Raw genomic sequence first — 15,645 nt, 5'->3', positions numbered from 1 at the left:
ATGAGCCAGGCGGCGGTCAAGAAGATGATCGCCGAGGCGCGCGAGCGGGGCTATATCACCTATGATCAGCTGAACACCGTCCTGCCGCCCGAGCAGGTCAGCAGCGAGCAGATCGAAGACGTGATGTCGATGCTGTCGGAAATGGGCATCAACGTCATCGAGGATGAAGACGCCGCCGATGACAGCGAGGGCGGCGCCGTCGTGGTGGCAGGCTCGGGCTCGCGCGAGGTGGCCGTCGCCGCCTCCGAGACCGAAAAGCTGGACCGCACCGACGATCCGGTGCGCATGTATCTGCGCGAGATGGGCAGCGTCGAGCTGCTGTCGCGCGAGGGTGAGATCGCCATCGCCAAGCGGATCGAGGCCGGGCGCAACACGATGATCGCGGGCCTGTGCGAAAGCCCGCTGACCTTCAAGGCCATCACCATGTGGCGCGAAGAGCTTCTGGACGAAGACATCCTTCTGCGCGACGTCATCGACCTGGAAACCACCTTCGGCCAGGCCATGGATGACGAAGAGGCCGAGGAGGTCGAACTGACCCCGGATGCCGGGACCACAGCCACCACGCAAAAGCACGAAGAATTCGACGCCGACGGCAACCCGCTGCGCAACGACGACGAAGACGAGGACGAAGAGGGCGCCAACCTGTCGCTGGCCGCGATGGAGGCAAGCCTCAAGCCCAAAGTGCTGGAAACGCTGGAAGCGATCGCGCTGAACTACGAGCGTCTGGCCGACATGCAGGATCAGCGCATGTCCGCGACGCTGAACGAGGATAACAGCTTTTCCGCCATTGCCGAGACTGACTATCAGGTCCTGCGCAGCGAGATCGTCGTTCTGGTCAACTCTCTGCACCTCAACAACAGCCGCATCGAGGCGCTGGTCGACCAGCTTTACGGCATCAACCGCCGGATCGTGACCATCGACAGCGGCATGGTGAAGCTGGCCGACGGCGCCCGCATCAACCGCCGCGAATTCATCGACGCCTATCGCGGCAGCGAACTGGACCCGACCTGGATCGAGCGCATGTCCGGTCAGGCCGGGCGCGGCTGGCAGGCGCTGTTCGACCGCTCGCGCGATCAGGTCGAGAAACTGCGCAGCGACATGGCCGAGGTCGGCCAGTATGTCGGCGTCGACATCGAGGAATTCCGCCGCATCGTCAGCCAGGTCCAGCGCGGCGAGAAAGAGGCGCGTCAGGCGAAAAAGGAAATGGTCGAGGCCAACCTGCGACTGGTCATCTCGATCGCCAAGAAATACACGAACAGGGGCCTGCAATTCCTTGATCTTATTCAGGAAGGCAATATCGGCCTGATGAAGGCCGTGGACAAGTTCGAATACCGCCGCGGCTACAAGTTCAGCACCTATGCGACCTGGTGGATCCGTCAGGCGATCACGCGTTCGATCGCCGATCAGGCCCGCACGATCCGCATCCCGGTCCACATGATCGAGACGATCAACAAGCTGGTCCGCACCGGCCGCCAGATGCTGCACGAGATCGGCCGCGAGCCGACGCCGGAAGAACTGGCCGAAAAGCTGCAGATGCCGCTGGAAAAGGTCCGCAAGGTGATGAAGATCGCCAAGGAGCCGATCAGCCTTGAGACCCCCATCGGGGACGAGGAAGACAGCCAGCTTGGCGATTTCATCGAGGACAAGAACGCCGTCCTGCCGCTGGACAGCGCGATTCAGGAAAACCTCAAGGAAACCACGACCCGCGTTCTGGCCAGCCTGACCCCGCGCGAGGAACGGGTTCTGCGGATGCGCTTTGGCATCGGCATGAACACCGACCACACGCTGGAAGAGGTCGGCCAGCAGTTCAGCGTCACCCGCGAACGGATCCGCCAGATCGAAGCCAAGGCCTTGCGCAAGCTCAAGCATCCCTCGCGGAGCAGGAAGCTGCGGTCGTTCCTTGACCAATAGGCTTGATGGCATTGAGGGCCTTGGGTTTTTTCTCTACCGCAGTCTGGCGGACCCGGCACTTGGGGCCGATGACATGCGCCGGATTCTGGACAAGGCCCGCCTGCGCAACCAGTCTCTGGGGCTGACCGGCTGCCTGCATTTCGAGGCCGGACTGTTCTTTCAGTGGCTGGAGGGGCCGGCGCCTTCGCTGCGCACGGTGCTGGCCTCGATCGCTGGTGATGACCGGCACAGCGCGGTCGAGGTGCTGGATGCCGGGTCACTGGATCACCGGCGCTTTCAGGACTGGCGGATGCGCTATTTTGAACGCCAGCAGGATTCGCTGATGGACTGGTTTGCCCGTTCGGACAGCTCGACCGTCAACCGCAACGACTATGCCAGCGGGGTCGCGGCGTTCCTGATGGCCCTGACGGCGTCCGGCAAGCCCACTCTTGCCCCGCAGCACAAAATGTGAACACTTGCCCCTCAAAACGGGGGACGCCTGATCATGCCGAACATTGCCACCGCTGATTTCGCGGACTGGTCCGATGCCGCGATATGGCAGATCGCGGCCCTGCTTCTGGCGGTGGTGGCGCTGCTTGTGTGGCGACGTCTTGCGCATTGGCGGCAGGCTGCGCGCATGGCGCAGGATCGCCTTGAGGCGTCCGACCGGTTGCGGCAGCAGGCCGATGAGGCGTTGGACAAGGCCACGGCCCGCGCCCATCTGTCCGAGCTGCGCACCGGTCAGCTTGAGGCGCGGCTGGAGGGGCAATCGGCCCGCCTGACCGAACTGACCGAAGAGCGTGACGCGCTGAGCGATGCGCTGCATCAGGCGCGGCGCGATCACGGTGCGCTTGAGACACGGCTGGCCGAGACGCGTCTGGCCGCCCAGAAGGACCGCGAGGCCGCCGACCGCGACATTGCCCTTCTGCGCGAGCTGCGCGAGGAAATGACGGGCCAGTTCAAGCTGCTGTCGTCCGAGACGTTGCGCGTCCAGCAGGCCGATCTGCAAAAGACGCAGAACGACCGCCTGACCGCGCTGCTGACCCCGTTCCGCGAGCAGGTCAGCCAGTTCCAGACGGAATTGACCAGCCGGAACAAGATCCTGGACGAGGAATCTGTCAGGTTGCGTGAACATATCCTGTCGCTGCATCAGCGATCGGAACAGATCAGCCGCGAGGCGGTGGCCCTGACCCGCGCGCTGAAAGGCGACAAGCAGCGTCAGGGCGCCTGGGGCGAGATGGTGCTGGAACGCATCCTGGAAGATTCGGGGCTTCTGTCGGGCACCCATTACGTGATGCAGTCCAGCTGGCGCGACGAGGCGGGCAAGCTGTGGCGCCCGGATGTGGTCGTCAAGATGCCGCGCGGCAAGGTGATGGTGATCGACAGCAAGGTCTCGCTGAACGATTACGAGACCGCCGTGACCCATGACGATCCCGCCGAGGCACAGGCCGCCCTGCGCCGCCATGTCGCCGCGATGCGCGCGCATGTGGTGGCCCTGTCGGATCGCGGCTATCAGCGGATGGACGATGCCTCGGTCGATTATGTGCTGATGTTCGTGCCCATCGAGGGCGCCTTTTCCGAGGCGTTGCGCGCCGATCCGGGTCTTGCCGCCTTCGCGATGGAGCGTCGGGTGGGCCTGACCACGCCCACCACGCTGATGCTGACGCTGCGCACGGTCGAACATATCTGGGCGGTCGAGCGCCGCGAAAGCAATGCGCTGGAAATCGCGCGCCGGGCCGGGGCGCTTTACGACAAGGTCGCAGGCGTCGTCGATGCGATGGAGGGCGTCAGCCGCGCGCTGGATCAGGCCAATAAGGCGCAGGGTCAGGCGATGGACCGGCTGTCGCGCGGCTCGGGCAATGTGATCCGCCAGGTCGAGATGCTGCGCGGCCTTGGCGCGCGCGCCAGCAAACAGATCGCGCTGGATCACGACCCCCAGGACGATGACCCGCCCGCCTTGCAGGGACCGGAGGCCGCCGAATGATCACCACCCTGTCCGTCGCCACTGATGGCCCCGCCTGCCATGAGATCACCCGCCAGATCGCCACATGGCTGGGCAGCATCGGGGCGGGGGACGGGGTGCTGACGCTGATGGTCCGGCACACATCGGCCTCGGTCCTGATCCAGGAAAGTGCCGACCCCGAGGTGCAGGATGATCTGCTGGCCTGGCTGGACCGGCTGGCGCGCCCGGCCGATCACCCCTCGATGACCTGGATCACCCATCGCTATGAGGGGCCTGACGACATGCCCGCCCATCTGAAGGCGGCGATCCTGCCGGTCAGCCTGCAGATCCCGGTGCAGGCGGGGCGGATGCTGCTGGGCCGCTGGCAGGGCATTTATCTGGTCGAACACCGCCGCGCCCCGCATCAGCGCCAGATCGCACTGGCCTTTCAGCCGCTGCAGTCGTCCGGCCCGGCATAAGGTCGCGGCATTCGGGTCACAGGTTTTATGGCCGATCTGGTAGGCTGTGGATAACACTACCCAATCCCTGCCGTCCCGCCTATAGTCGCAGTGGATCGCCGGACCAGAGGGACAATCCATGCGCTGCCCATTCTGCGGAAATGCCGATACCCAGGTCAAGGACTCGCGCCCGGCCGAGGACAATGTCGCCATCCGCCGCCGCCGCTTCTGCCCGGCCTGCGGCGGCCGCTTTACCACTTATGAACGCGTGCAGCTGCGCGACCTCGTGGTCGTCAAATCGAATGGCAAGCGCGAGGATTTCGATCGCGACAAGATGTCCCGCTCGATCCGCATCGCGATGCAAAAGCGCCCGGTCGACCCCGAGCGGATCGAACAGATGATCTCGGGCATCGTGCGGCGGCTGGAAAGCACCGGCGAGACCGACATCCCCTCCAAGGCCATCGGCGAGATCGTGATGGAGGCGCTGTCGCGCATCGACAACGTCGCCTATGTCCGCTTTGCCAGCGTCTACAGGAACTTTCAGGACGCCGATGATTTCGACAAATTCGTGTCGGAACTGCGCCCCGGCCCCGCGCCCCAGTGAGTGCCACCTCTGACGATCTGCGCCACATGCGCCACGCGCTGCATCTGGCGGCGCGGGGGCTGGGCAATGTCTGGCCCAATCCGGCGGTCGGCTGCGTGATCATGCGCGAGGGCCGCGTGCTGGGGCGCGGCTGGACGCAGCCCGGCGGCAGGCCCCATGCCGAGCGGATGGCGCTGGACATGGCGGGCGCGGGCGCGCGGGGCGCCACCGCCTATGTCACGCTTGAGCCCTGCGCCCATCATGGCCGCACCCCGCCTTGCGCAACGGCGCTGGCGCAGGCGGGCATCGCGCGGGTGGTCTCGGCCCTGACCGACCCGGATCCGCGCGTCTCGGGCGGGGGGCACGCCCTCCTCCGCGCGGCGGGGATCGACGTGACCGAGGGCGTCCTCGCTGCCGAGGCGACCCGCCTTCAGGCAGGCTTTCTCAGCCGCCTCACGATGGGCCGCCCGCTGGTGACGCTGAAACTCGCCACCAGCTTTGATGGCCGCATCGCCATGCGGGATGGCGAAAGCCGCTGGATCACCGGGCCGCAGGCGCGCGCCCATGTCCACGCCATGCGCGCCCGCCATGACGCGATCATGGTCGGCGGAGAAACCGCCCGCACCGACCGCCCCCGGATGAACGTGCGCGGCATCGCCACCCCGCGCCAGCCCGTCCGCGTGATCCTGTCGCATCAGCCCCTGCCTGACCTGCCCGCCGAAGGCCCGGATCACGGCCCGCTCTGGCACCTGCACGGCCCCCTGCCGCAGGTCATGACCGATCTGGCCACGCGCGGCATCACGCGGCTGTTCTGCGAAGGCGGCGGCAGGCTGGCGGCCGATCTGCTGCGGGCGGGGCTAGTCGACGAGCTCATCGGCTATACGGCGGGCCTGACCCTGGGCGCCGAGGCCCGCCCCGCCATCGGCCCCACCGGATGGCCCTCCCTTGCCGCAGCCCCCCGCTTCACGCTGACCGAGACCCGCGCGCTTGGCAATGACATCCTCCACCGCTGGCGGATCGACCGCCCCTAAGCCCCTTTGCCTTGGAAAAATATCCCGGGGGAGTCGCGCCTTGCGCGACGGGGGCAGCGCCCCCTCTAGCGCCGCCAGATCCAGGCATGCCCGGCCAGCGCCCCCTGCGCCTTGGCCAGCAGACGCAGCGCCGGGGGTTGGCCGCCGATCCCGGCGACCAGCCGCTCCAGCGCCAGCTCCGCCGGGCAGGGCAGGCCGGTCAGCGGATCGCGATAACGCGGATAGGCGATCAGGCAGGCATGGACCAGCGCCGCCAGCGAGGGGCGGGCCTGCCTGCGCGCAGGGACCGGCCCCAGATCGCGCGTCAGCCCCCAGCCGGCATAGAAGGGCGCACCCAGAACCGTCACCGGCACCCCGCGCAGCAGCGCCTCGAATCCCAGGGTCGAGGTGATGGTCCAGACCTCGTCCACCGCCTCGATCAGCGCCACCGGATCGGCGCCACCTGCGATGTGATCGGCCAGCCCGGCCAGATCGGCGGGCGCGATGCGGCCCGGTCGCAACCCGGCCTCGACATCGGGATGCGGCTTGTAGATGATCTGCGCGCCGGGATTTTCAGCCCGCACCCGCGCCAGCAGCGCCAGATTGGTCTGCTCAAGACCCGCGCCGCGCAGGATCGAGGCGTCATTTTCGACCTGCCCCGGCACCAGAATGCGCAGCCGTCCGTCCGGGGGCGGCAGGTCTGCACCGCCGCCCAGATTGTATTTCGTCAGCCGGGACGCGATCAGCGCGGCGATCAGACGGACCGCCCGCGCCTCGCCCCCCGGTGGCGGCCCCCCGGCGATCAACTCCTCAAGGCGCGAGGGTGCGGTCGGGTCGAAGTAGATCCCCAGATCATCGGCCACCACCGACAGCGGCGGGGTCAGTGCCGCGCCCAGCCCGCGCGATCGCAGAAACCCGTCCTCGACCCGGATCGCCTGCGGCACCTGATCCGCGGCCCCCGCCCAGGCCAGCGTGACCCGCGCCTCCGGCCGCGCGGCAAAGCGCAAGGGACGGGCATCGCTGAACTCGCGCGCCAGAAAGCGCCGCTTCCACAGCCGCATGCCAAAGGCCAGATGGCCGGCGCGGTCCTGCCGGTAGGTGCGTGCCTCGGCCTCGATCTGATCCAGCGCGCCCTCGAATGTGGTCAGCCGGTCGCGGCAGGGGTCGTACCAGACCGGCGCGCTCAGATGGCTGGCGGCAAACAGCGCCTCGGGGCTGGCCTGCCCCCGTCGGTCCGGCGGCAGGGGAAATTCGTCCTCGGACAGGCCCCAGCCCGCATAGAAGGGCTGGCCGAACAGGCGCGGGCGATGCCCCGCCAGCAGCGCCTCATAGCCCAGTTGCGAGCTGACGGCATAGACGCGGTCGGCATTCCCGACCAGCCGCCAGGGCGAGACCGGACCGTCGCACAGGATGTCCGGCCCGCGCAGATCCGGCGCACCCAGATGGCCGGGGCGCAGCCCGGCGGCGGTTTCGGGATGGCTGCGGATGACAATGCGGGCGCCGGGGTTTTCGTCGCGCGCGGCCTCCAGCATGCGCAGGAACAGCGCGCGGTCTGCCCCCTGCAACGAGGCATCGCCCCGCGTCTGGTCGATCACCAGAACATAGCCGGGCGGCGGCGGCGGCAGCGCCGGGTCATGGCCATTGTACTTGGACAGATCCGCCGCCCGCAACCGCGCCAACCCGTCGCGGGCCCTGAGTGCCAGTTTGTCAGGCAGCGGACCAGCGATCAGCCCCTCAAGCAGCGAGGGGCGCTGCGGATCGAAATGCAGCCCGACCGGGTCGATCAGCAGGCCCACCGGCCCCCGCGCGGCCAGCGCCCCGCGCGCCCGTCCCGGCAGGACCGACCGCAGAAAGGCGTCCTCGACCGTGACCAGCGGGGCCCCGAAGCGCGAGGCCACCCCGCGTCCGCGCCATGCGGTCGGGCTGGCGCCCCAGATGCCCACATGATCGCCGGGGCGGGGCAGGGCCAGACAGGGTTGCCAGCCCGCCAGCCGCAGGATGCGGGCAAGACGGGGGCGGGTCAGAAAACCGAGGTTGTAAATGCAAAGCCGCCGGGTTTCCCCGGCGGCTGCTGGCTTGTCGTCGCGCATCAGGCGGATCAGTCGGTCAGGCTCGTCAGCCGGTCTGCGGTCGTCGCGCCGCCGGTGATCGCGCCGAGAACCTTTTGCCACTGCACATAGGGCGCTTCGGTCACATAGACCGTGTCGCCGTCGCGGATGATGAAATCACGCGCGAGGAACAGGCCGTTGGGACGCGTCAGGTCCAGCACATAGGCAAAGCGGGTGGTCGAGGCGACCGGCTTGCCCAGCACGCGGCTGGCGACCGATGGCGGCTCGTCGCGCAGCACGAAGACGCCCTTGGGATCGGCCAGCTGGGTGCTGAGGCCGCCGACCATGGCGATGGCCTCGACGGCGCTGATGACCTCGTTGCCAAGCGGCACGCGGGTCTGGCCGCCAAGCGCACCAAGGGCCGTGAAGTTGCGCTGATCCTCTTCGACCACGATCAGGTCGCCGGGACGCAGCGCAATGTCATTGGCGGGGCTGGCGTAAAGATCGGTCAGCCAGACGCGGCCGCTTTCATTGCCACGCTTGACGGTCACGACCGCGACTTCGGGCGGGATGGCCACGCCACCCGCGCGGGCCAGCATCGACGACAGGGTCCGGGTCGGACGCTCGATCGGATAGACGCCCTGACCGCTGACACGGCCCATGACCGACACGGTCGCCCCGTCGCCTGCGACGCGCGACACCGACACCTGCGGGTCGGGGGTCTGCACGCTGAGACGCTCGGTAATGATCTGGCGAAGCTGGTCGGGGGTATTGCCTGCGGCGCGCAGGCGACCGGCATAGGGCACAAAGATGAAGCCGTCGCTGTCCACCTGAATCTCGGTCAGCTGGGCCGAGCTGGACCCGACCGAGGTCAGTAGGCCGTCATCGACGTTTTCCCAGATCCCCAGCGCCAGACGGTCGCCCGAGCGGATCTCGTCTGCGCCGACCTGTGCGGCGTTGCGGAACCCGGCCGAAAACCCGAAAGAGGGCGCAAAGGCCGAGGCCCGCGCGACATGGTCATTTACATAGATGACCTGAGTATTGCCGCCACGTTCGACCGCGCCGCTGAAAATCTCGTTCTTGCTGGGACCAGAGCGGGGCAGGGCACATGCTGCCAGCAGGCTGACTGATGCGATCATCAGCAGCCGTAATGCGGCCGCTGGTTGGAAGAGAGCTGTCACCTCGGTTTCTCCTGTTATTTTCTTCGGCTGAACTGGCCGGTTTGTGTGGCAATCTAGCCGCGAAATTCGTTTCAGGCCACAGCTATTGCACCTTAGCTGTCGCGATCTGAGGGCTGATGACGATGAGCAACATATCCTGCTGCCAGCGCCTGATAGGGGTCGTCGACAGCCAGCATCATGTCGGCGACCAGACGCAGCGCATGCGCGCGCGATCGTTTTGCGTAAAATCCTCCGGGAATCTGGCTGGTTTGTAACAGGTAATCGCGGAACACGCGATAGGCCTGCGGGTCGGGCGGGGCGGGGCGGGTGAAGAATTCATCAAGGCTCTGCCCCGATACGAGGCCCGGTTTTTCATAGACCGCCCGGCCCAGAGCCTTGACGGGGATTCCCCGCCACAGGGCCTGTTGCGCGCCGGTCGAGTTGACCGTGACGACGGCGCGGGCATGGTCCAGAATTTCGGCCAGCTTGCCGCCGCGGATATAGTGAATGCGGTCCCTGACGCCGCAGCGGGTGGCAGCCGCATGGATGGCTGCCCGGTTGCCGGCGCGGCCATCCTCCAGCGGATGGGCCTTGAAGACCAGATGATGATGGCGCGGGGCCGAGCGGGCAAATGCGTCGATGACCTGATCAATGAACTGCGCGTTGCGGGTATAGGGCGAATGGCCGAGGAAATTCGAATCGTGTTCAAGCTGCATCAACACCAGGCTGAACGGCCAGCCCGACAGCCGCATGTGGCGCCATTGCAGGCTGCGCTGTACCGCATAAAGCGGCGAGAGCAGCAGCCGTCTGGCGTTCAGGCGCACCTCGCGCGCGACGGGCACCGTGCGATGGCCGCGATAGGCGCGGTAGCGGCGGTTGGCCAGCAGCAAAAGCAGGTGATAGGACAGGCCATAGAACTTGTGATGGCGCATGTCGCCCCAATGGGCGGGCGGGCGCCGCACCTCGCTGACCTGTTCGCGCAGCGCCGCGCGCATCTGGGCCAGCGGGATCTGCATCAGCGCCGAGTTGCCGTTCGAGCCCTGCCGCTCGTAGCTGATCCAGTAGGGGCGCAGGTAGCCCTCCTCGAAGACATGGACCCTGATGCCACGCTGAACCGCCAGCTTTCGGGCGGTGGCGTGGATCGGGCGGACATCGCCATACAGCACGATGTCGGTGATGCTCCGGTCGGTCAGGATCTGGCCCAGATGGCCGGGCCAGTCGTTCTCTCCCCCGTCGTGGCGGATGAAAGATGCGCGGTCGGACCAGTAGAACTCGTCCCCGACATTGAAGCCGCAGCGCCAGGCCCGGGCGCCGGCCGCCCGAAGCAGCCGCGCGAGGCGGTCAAAGAACGGGCCATGCGGGCCTTGCAACATCAGAAAGACACGATCTGTGATCTGTTCGGGGGGGACGGCGTCGCACGCGGGTGCATCGCCGCCCGACGCGGATGCGGGAAGGGGGTTTTGACGGAACATGGGGCAATCTGAAAAAACGTGAACTTGTGAACGATTACTGCCAAAGCTCATGGCATGACGGGTCTGATTGCACCAGCCATTTGTCACAGAGCCGTCGGCGCTGTCAGTAAACTGCCTTATTTGTCTGCACCGTGTCCGCTTGAACGGACTGTCGCTTTCGCCTAGGTCGGGAGTCAGGATCATGGAAGGGACAGCATGTTTACCGGGATCATCACCGATATCGGCCGCGTGCTTGCCGTCGAGATGCGCGGCGACATGCGCGCGCGTATCGGCTGCGGCTATGACATGGCGGGCGTGGATATGGGCGCCTCGATCGCCTGCGACGGTGTCTGCCTGACGGTTGTGGCCAAGGGCGCCGACTGGTTCGACGTGGATATTTCGGCCGAGACGCTGTCCAAGACGAATATCGGTGCGAATGGCTGGTCGGTGGGCAAGCGGCTGAACCTTGAACGGGCGCTGCGGGTGGGCGACGAGCTGGGCGGCCATATCGTCAGCGGCCATGTTGACGGCGTCGCCAACATTGTCAGCGCCGCGCGCGAGGGCGACAGTCTGCGGCTGGTGTTCGAGGCCCCGGCGGCGCTGGCCCGCTTTATCGCGCCCAAGGGCTCGGTCGCGCTGAACGGCACCTCGCTGACGGTGAACGAGGTCGAGGGGGTGCGTTTCGGCATCAACCTGATCCCGCATACGCAAGAGGTCACGACCTGGGGCGAGGCGCGCGAGGGCGACGCCGTCAACCTGGAGATCGACACGCTGGCCCGCTATGTCGCGCGGCTGGCCGAGGCGGGCGCGGTCTGAGCGATGGGCGCGGGCATCGGTCACAATCGCGGCCCGGCACTGTATATCATGGCGGAAGCCGGGCTGGCGGGGTTCGTCAGCGGCATGCGCTATTTCGAAGGACAGTCACATGAAGTTTGAAGAACCCGGCCCGGTCGAACGCGACCTGTCAAAGGCGATCTCGCCCATCGAAGAGATCATCGACGAGGCGCGCAATGGCCGCATGTTCATCCTCGTCGATCATGAGGATCGTGAGAACGAGGGCGATCTGGTCATCCCGGCGCAGATGGCCACGCCCGATGCGATCAACTTCATGGCGACGCATGGCCGCGGCCTGATCTGCCTGTCGATGACCGGCGAGCGGATCGAGGCGCTGGGGCTGGGGCTGATGAGCCCGCGCAATTCCAGCCGCCACGAGACCGCCTTTACCATGTCGATCGAGGCACGCGAGGGCGTGACCACCGGCATCAGCGCCCATGACCGCGCCCGCACCATCAGCGTGGCGATTGATCCGACCAAAGGCGCGGCAGACATCGCCACACCCGGCCATATCTTTCCGCTGCGCGCCCGCAATGGCGGCGTTCTGGTGCGCGCGGGCCATACCGAGGCGGCGGTGGACATCTCGCGGCTGGCGGGGCTGAACCCGGCGGGGGTGATCTGCGAGATCATGAATGACGATGGCAGCATGGCACGGCTGCCCGATCTGGTGGCCTTCGCGCAGCGCCACGGGCTGAAGATCGGCACGATCAGCGACCTGATCCGCTATCGCCGCCGCCACGACAATCTGATCGTCGAGCGGGCGCAGCGGCAGGTGACCTCGGACCATGGCGGCGACTGGATGATGCGCATCTTTGCCGATGAGACGCAGGGCGCGGAACATATCGTGCTGACCAAGGGCGATCTGACCACGCCCGGCCCGGTTCTGGTGCGCATGCATGCGATGGACCCGCTGCACGATGTTCTGGGCGTGCAGCGCGGTGCGGGTGGCAGCCTTCCCTCGGCGATGCGGGCAATTGCCGATGAGGGACGCGGCGTCGTCGTGCTGATCCGCGATCTGACGCAGGCGATCACGCAGACGGATGAGGCCGGGTCGCATATCCTGCGGCAATACGGTCTGGGCGCGCAGATCCTGTCGGCGCTTGGGCTGTCGGAACTGGTGCTGCTGACGAATACTGCGCCGGTGCGGGTGGTTGGGCTTGACGGCTACGGTCTTTCCATCCATTCCACCCGGCCTATCCCCAAGGACTGATCCATGGCATCGAATACCGAGCATCACGACCTGCCGCTGCCGCGTTTTGACGCGCCGGTGCGACTGCTGGCCGTCATCGCCCCCTATTACCGGGCGATCGCGGACGACCTTCTGGCCGGGGCGCAGGCCGTGGCACAGGCTGCGGGCGCGCAACTGGATGTGGTCGAGGTTCCCGGCGCGCTGGAGATCCCGACCGCCGTGACGCTGGCCGCGCGGGCCGGACGCTATGACGGGTTCGCGGCGCTTGGCTGCGTCATCCGGGGCGAAACGACGCATTACGACACCGTCTGCAATGACAGCTCGCGCGCGCTGACGCTGCTGGGGTTGCAGGGCCTGTGCATCGGCAATGGCATCCTGACGGTCGAGACGCAGGCGCAGGCGCAGGTTCGCGCCGATCCCGGCGGGCAGAACAAGGGCGGCGGCGCGGTCGCGGCGGCGCTGCATCTGATCGCGCTGTCGCGGCGCTGGCAACCGGTGCCGGGCCGCCCTGCGCCGCAGCACGATGTGATCCGCCTTGCGGGCGAACTGGAAGGGCAGGGCAAAGCATGACCGGCACCGACACCTCTGACACGCCGCGCCCCGACCGCCGCACCCTCAGCAGCGCAGCGCGTCTGTATGCCGTGCAGGCGCTGTTTCAGATGGAGGCAGCGGGGCAATCCGCCGACCGCGTCACGCGCGAGTTCAAGAGCTTCCGTATCGAGGCCGAGGACCGCGATGGCCCGACCGCAGCGGCGGATGAGGTTCTTTTCGCGCGCATTCTGGATGATGTCGTGGTCTGGCAGTCGCGCATTGATCAGGCGACGGATCGCGGTCTGGTCGCACGCTGGCCGATCAGCCGTATCGACCCGGTGCTGCGCGCTCTGTTCCGCGCCGCCGGGGCCGAACTGGTGGCGGCCAAGGCCCCGCCCAAGGTCGTCATTTCGGAATATGTCCGCCTGTGCGAGGCGTTCTTTCCCGATGGGAAAGAGCCGAAATTCGTCAATGCGGTGCTGGACCATGTGGCGCGCGAGTTGCGGGCTGACGCTTTCTGATCACAGGCAGCCCTGACGGTGATGAGGCCCGGCGTTGTCCGGGCTTTTTCATGTCAGCCTCACCGCAGAAAATGTTTGGTCTGCCCGGCCATCGTCGCTATCGTGGCCCGGCCAGCCTGATTGCCCCGGTACGGAGCCGACGGCATCGTGACCAATTTGCAACATTTCGGGCTGCTTTCCGGTCACTCAAGCCTGCCTGTTTTCGGGGCAGTCACGCGACTGTTTCATGCGGTTGCACAAGGCCGCCCGCCCCTGCCGCCAGCTTCCTGGCAAAAGCATAAGCGACAGCCGTTGCTTACGCTTTGTCATAAATGGTTGCATCACGTTTCATTTCGCGCCCCGCTGAGCAAAGACCCGCTGTCCCGCCACAGGCCATTCCCGTCTCACGTTTTCGGCATCTTGCGACGTCATGCGCGCCTCTTTGAACCGGACCGGATGCGATTTAATTGTAGTCCCAGCAGAGATGCTCTGGCGGCATATTCGCCAGGACAACGACACTCAGCTCGTGAGGACATATAATGAAAAAAGTTACGCTGCTGACCAGCACCGCCGCCATCCTGGCCGCCCTGTCGGTTCCGGCCTTCGCACAAACCGAGCGCGCCACCGGCGCGAATGTCGTGGGTGTGACCAGCATCGACGACCGCATCACCGACATCGAAGATGCGGTTCAGGACGATTTCGACCGTTCCGCCGATCAGGACCGCTTTGGTCCCGCTGACCGTCGCACCGGCCTGTTCGGCACCATGTCGCTCAGCTACACCGGCCGCACCGGCAACACCGAGAACCAGGATCTGGCGATCGCGGGCCGCGTCAACTACAATCAGGGCCAGTTCGCGCAAAGCGTCGGCGTCTCGATCGAATTCGGCGAGAACGACAGCGGCGAGCGGGACACCGAAGAGACTCAGGCGATCTACGACGCCCAGTACTACTTCAACGACCAGCTGTATGCCTTTGCTCTGGGCAGCCTGAAGGTCGATGGTCTGGTTGACGGTGACAACCGCCCGACCGACCTTCGCCGCGATGGGTTCCTGGGCTTTGGTCCGGGCTACCGCATCATCAACACCCAGGACACCGCATGGCGTGTTCAGGCTGGTGTCGGTATCCGTTACCAGCAAACCGGCGCCGCCTTTGGCAATGACGAAGGTTCGGACACCGAAATCGGCTACATCGCGTCGTCGCGTCTGTACCACCGCTTCAACGACACGATCTTCCTGACCAACGACACCGACTATCTTGGTTCGAAAGACGCACAAGACCGCGTCACCAACGAACTTGGTGTGAACTTCCGCGTTTCGGACCAGCTGGCCACGCGCATGAGCTACCGCACCGAATATGTCGAAGACCGTGAGACCCGCACCGACAACCGTCTGGGCATCGCAGTCGTCTACGGCTTCTGATCCGTCCCTCTGGATCGAAGTCTCTCTGGAAAGGGCGGCCCCTCGTGGGCCGCCCTTTTGCATGCCCTCCGGCCGGCCATGGGGCTGGCGACAGAGAGGCTGTCGATGAAGGGGGTGGGGAAGGGTGGCGGGAACCGCAGCGACCGCGTCGGCGTCAGATTTCCCGAAAGCCTGAACATCAGGTGGGTACCGGGTAACGTGACCAGGGTCACGACAGAGCCAGCGCCCTCGGAAAACTTATAGGCCAGTGGAAAAATGGCCGATCACGCGAAGAGCAGAAGCCCGCCATGGCCAGAAATAGTCCGCTTCAGTCCGCATTTCAAGTCAGACGCGGCAGACGGGCGTTCGGGGTGACGAAATTGCGGTTTGCGGCGGCGCTGTGGCATCGGTGATTCTTGGCGCCAGACGGCTGAACCGATATTTCACTACAAGATAATGACATAATTTCAGTAACTTGAAGATATATTCTCATTTCATGTCATTTTCCTGTTGCGGAGGATCTGCGCTCCCCCTAAATACCGCTTCACCGAAGGCGGGAACGCTGGAGGGGCCGGGAAGACGCGCTGCGGTGCGGTTGGATCGGGAAGAATTCTGGGATGGATGACCGGACGGGGCGTCGAGAGATTGGCGC

14 protein-coding genes are annotated in these 15,645 nt (G+C 66.0%); 11 read left to right on the top strand and 3 right to left on the bottom strand.

Annotated elements, in window-relative coordinates; genetic code table 11:
• The 6 genes from rpoD to ribD all read left to right on the top strand — a co-directional run.
• Window positions 1-1,911, top strand: a 1,911-nt coding sequence (gene rpoD, locus ACK41U_RS17450) for an RNA polymerase sigma factor RpoD (protein WP_409682964.1), incomplete at its 5' end; no start/stop codon positions are given.
• Window positions 1,901-2,362, top strand: a complete 462-nt coding sequence (locus tag ACK41U_RS17445; RefSeq protein ID WP_409682961.1) for a BLUF domain-containing protein — start codon at window positions 1,901-1,903, stop codon at window positions 2,360-2,362. The genes rpoD and ACK41U_RS17445, both read left to right, overlap by 11 nt.
• 33 nt (window positions 2,363-2,395) lie before the next feature.
• The gene (rmuC, locus tag ACK41U_RS17440; RefSeq protein ID WP_409682958.1) at window positions 2,396-3,874 is read left to right on the top strand and encodes a DNA recombination protein RmuC; all 1,479 of its coding nucleotides are present in this window, start codon (window positions 2,396-2,398) and stop codon (window positions 3,872-3,874) included.
• Window positions 3,871-4,311 (top strand): secondary thiamine-phosphate synthase enzyme YjbQ, encoded by a 441-nt coding sequence (locus tag ACK41U_RS17435; protein WP_409682955.1) that lies wholly within the window; start codon window positions 3,871-3,873, stop codon window positions 4,309-4,311. The genes rmuC and ACK41U_RS17435 overlap by 4 nt, the downstream gene beginning before the upstream one ends.
• A 118-nt stretch (window positions 4,312-4,429) precedes the next feature.
• Window positions 4,430-4,894, top strand: a complete 465-nt coding sequence (nrdR, locus tag ACK41U_RS17430) for a transcriptional regulator NrdR (RefSeq protein WP_409682952.1) — start codon at window positions 4,430-4,432, stop codon at window positions 4,892-4,894.
• Between the two features lie 26 nt (window positions 4,895-4,920).
• Entirely contained in the window at window positions 4,921-5,904 is a 984-nt protein-coding gene (gene ribD, locus ACK41U_RS17425; RefSeq protein WP_409682967.1) for a bifunctional diaminohydroxyphosphoribosylaminopyrimidine deaminase/5-amino-6-(5-phosphoribosylamino)uracil reductase RibD, read from the top strand.
• Between the two features lie 65 nt (window positions 5,905-5,969).
• Here ribD and ACK41U_RS17420 read toward each other — a convergent pair whose 3' ends face one another.
• The 3 genes from ACK41U_RS17420 to ACK41U_RS17410 all read right to left on the bottom strand — a co-directional run bounded on the left by ACK41U_RS17420 (window position 5,970) and on the right by ACK41U_RS17410 (window position 10,464).
• Window positions 5,970-7,973 carry a capsular polysaccharide biosynthesis protein gene (locus ACK41U_RS17420; RefSeq protein WP_409682949.1) on the bottom strand — a complete coding sequence of 668 codons (2,004 nt, stop codon included), beginning with the start codon at window positions 7,971-7,973 and terminating at the stop codon, window positions 5,970-5,972.
• An 8-nt stretch (window positions 7,974-7,981) separates the two neighbouring features.
• On the bottom strand, window positions 7,982-9,070 hold the full coding sequence (locus ACK41U_RS17415) for a polysaccharide biosynthesis/export family protein (protein ID WP_409682946.1): 1,089 nt from the start codon (window positions 9,068-9,070) through the stop codon (window positions 7,982-7,984).
• A 134-nt stretch (window positions 9,071-9,204) separates the two neighbouring features.
• Window positions 9,205-10,464, bottom strand: a complete 1,260-nt coding sequence (locus ACK41U_RS17410) for a capsule biosynthesis protein (RefSeq protein ID WP_409682943.1) — start codon at window positions 10,462-10,464, stop codon at window positions 9,205-9,207.
• A 294-nt stretch (window positions 10,465-10,758) separates the two neighbouring features.
• Between ACK41U_RS17410 and ACK41U_RS17405 the strand changes: the two genes are divergently transcribed.
• From ACK41U_RS17405 to ACK41U_RS17385, 5 genes are all read left to right on the top strand, one after another.
• Entirely contained in the window at window positions 10,759-11,358 is a 600-nt protein-coding gene (locus ACK41U_RS17405; protein WP_409682940.1) for a riboflavin synthase, read from the top strand.
• 109 nt (window positions 11,359-11,467) lie between these two features.
• The gene (gene ribB, locus ACK41U_RS17400; RefSeq protein WP_409682937.1) at window positions 11,468-12,586 is read left to right on the top strand and encodes a 3,4-dihydroxy-2-butanone-4-phosphate synthase; all 1,119 of its coding nucleotides are present in this window, start codon (window positions 11,468-11,470) and stop codon (window positions 12,584-12,586) included.
• A gap of 3 nt (window positions 12,587-12,589) precedes the next feature.
• Complete coding sequence (locus ACK41U_RS17395; protein WP_409682935.1) at window positions 12,590-13,135, top strand: 6,7-dimethyl-8-ribityllumazine synthase; 546 nt, start codon at window positions 12,590-12,592, stop codon at window positions 13,133-13,135.
• Window positions 13,132-13,617, top strand: a complete 486-nt coding sequence (gene nusB / locus ACK41U_RS17390) for a transcription antitermination factor NusB (protein WP_409682932.1) — start codon at window positions 13,132-13,134, stop codon at window positions 13,615-13,617. The genes ACK41U_RS17395 and nusB overlap by 4 nt, the downstream gene beginning before the upstream one ends.
• 518 nt (window positions 13,618-14,135) lie before the next feature.
• Window positions 14,136-15,014, top strand: coding sequence for a YdiY family protein (locus ACK41U_RS17385; RefSeq protein ID WP_409682930.1), 879 nt, complete (start codon window positions 14,136-14,138; stop codon window positions 15,012-15,014).
• Window positions 15,015-15,645 lie beyond the last annotated feature (631 nt).

This window comes from Paracoccus sp. (in: a-proteobacteria), assembly GCF_046289755.1.
Classification (GTDB): domain Bacteria; phylum Pseudomonadota; class Alphaproteobacteria; order Rhodobacterales; family Rhodobacteraceae; genus Paracoccus.
Note: the sequence above shows the minus strand (reverse complement) of the source record. Positions and strands in the feature narration are given on the sequence as shown.

Excerpts from the sequence above, each read along its gene's own strand:
- ACK41U_RS17415 (WP_409682946.1), bottom strand. The coding sequence starts at position 9,070 with ATGATCGCATCAGTCAGCCTGCTGGCAGCATGTGCCCTGCCCCGCTCT.
- nrdR (WP_409682952.1), top strand. The coding sequence starts at position 4,430 with ATGCGCTGCCCATTCTGCGGAAATGCCGATACCCAGGTCAAGGACTCG.
- ribD (WP_409682967.1), top strand. The coding sequence starts at position 4,921 with ATGCGCCACGCGCTGCATCTGGCGGCGCGGGGGCTGGGCAATGTCTGG.
- ACK41U_RS17420 (WP_409682949.1), bottom strand. The coding sequence starts at position 7,973 with ATGCGCGACGACAAGCCAGCAGCCGCCGGGGAAACCCGGCGGCTTTGC.
- ribB (WP_409682937.1), top strand. The coding sequence starts at position 11,468 with ATGAAGTTTGAAGAACCCGGCCCGGTCGAACGCGACCTGTCAAAGGCG.
- ACK41U_RS17435 (WP_409682955.1), top strand. The coding sequence starts at position 3,871 with ATGATCACCACCCTGTCCGTCGCCACTGATGGCCCCGCCTGCCATGAG.
- ACK41U_RS17410 (WP_409682943.1), bottom strand. The coding sequence starts at position 10,464 with ATGTTGCAAGGCCCGCATGGCCCGTTCTTTGACCGCCTCGCGCGGCTG.
- rmuC (WP_409682958.1), top strand. The coding sequence starts at position 2,396 with ATGCCGAACATTGCCACCGCTGATTTCGCGGACTGGTCCGATGCCGCG.
- ACK41U_RS17395 (WP_409682935.1), top strand. The coding sequence starts at position 12,590 with ATGGCATCGAATACCGAGCATCACGACCTGCCGCTGCCGCGTTTTGAC.
- ACK41U_RS17385 (WP_409682930.1), top strand. The coding sequence starts at position 14,136 with ATGAAAAAAGTTACGCTGCTGACCAGCACCGCCGCCATCCTGGCCGCC.
- ACK41U_RS17405 (WP_409682940.1), top strand. The coding sequence starts at position 10,759 with ATGTTTACCGGGATCATCACCGATATCGGCCGCGTGCTTGCCGTCGAG.
- nusB (WP_409682932.1), top strand. The coding sequence starts at position 13,132 with ATGACCGGCACCGACACCTCTGACACGCCGCGCCCCGACCGCCGCACC.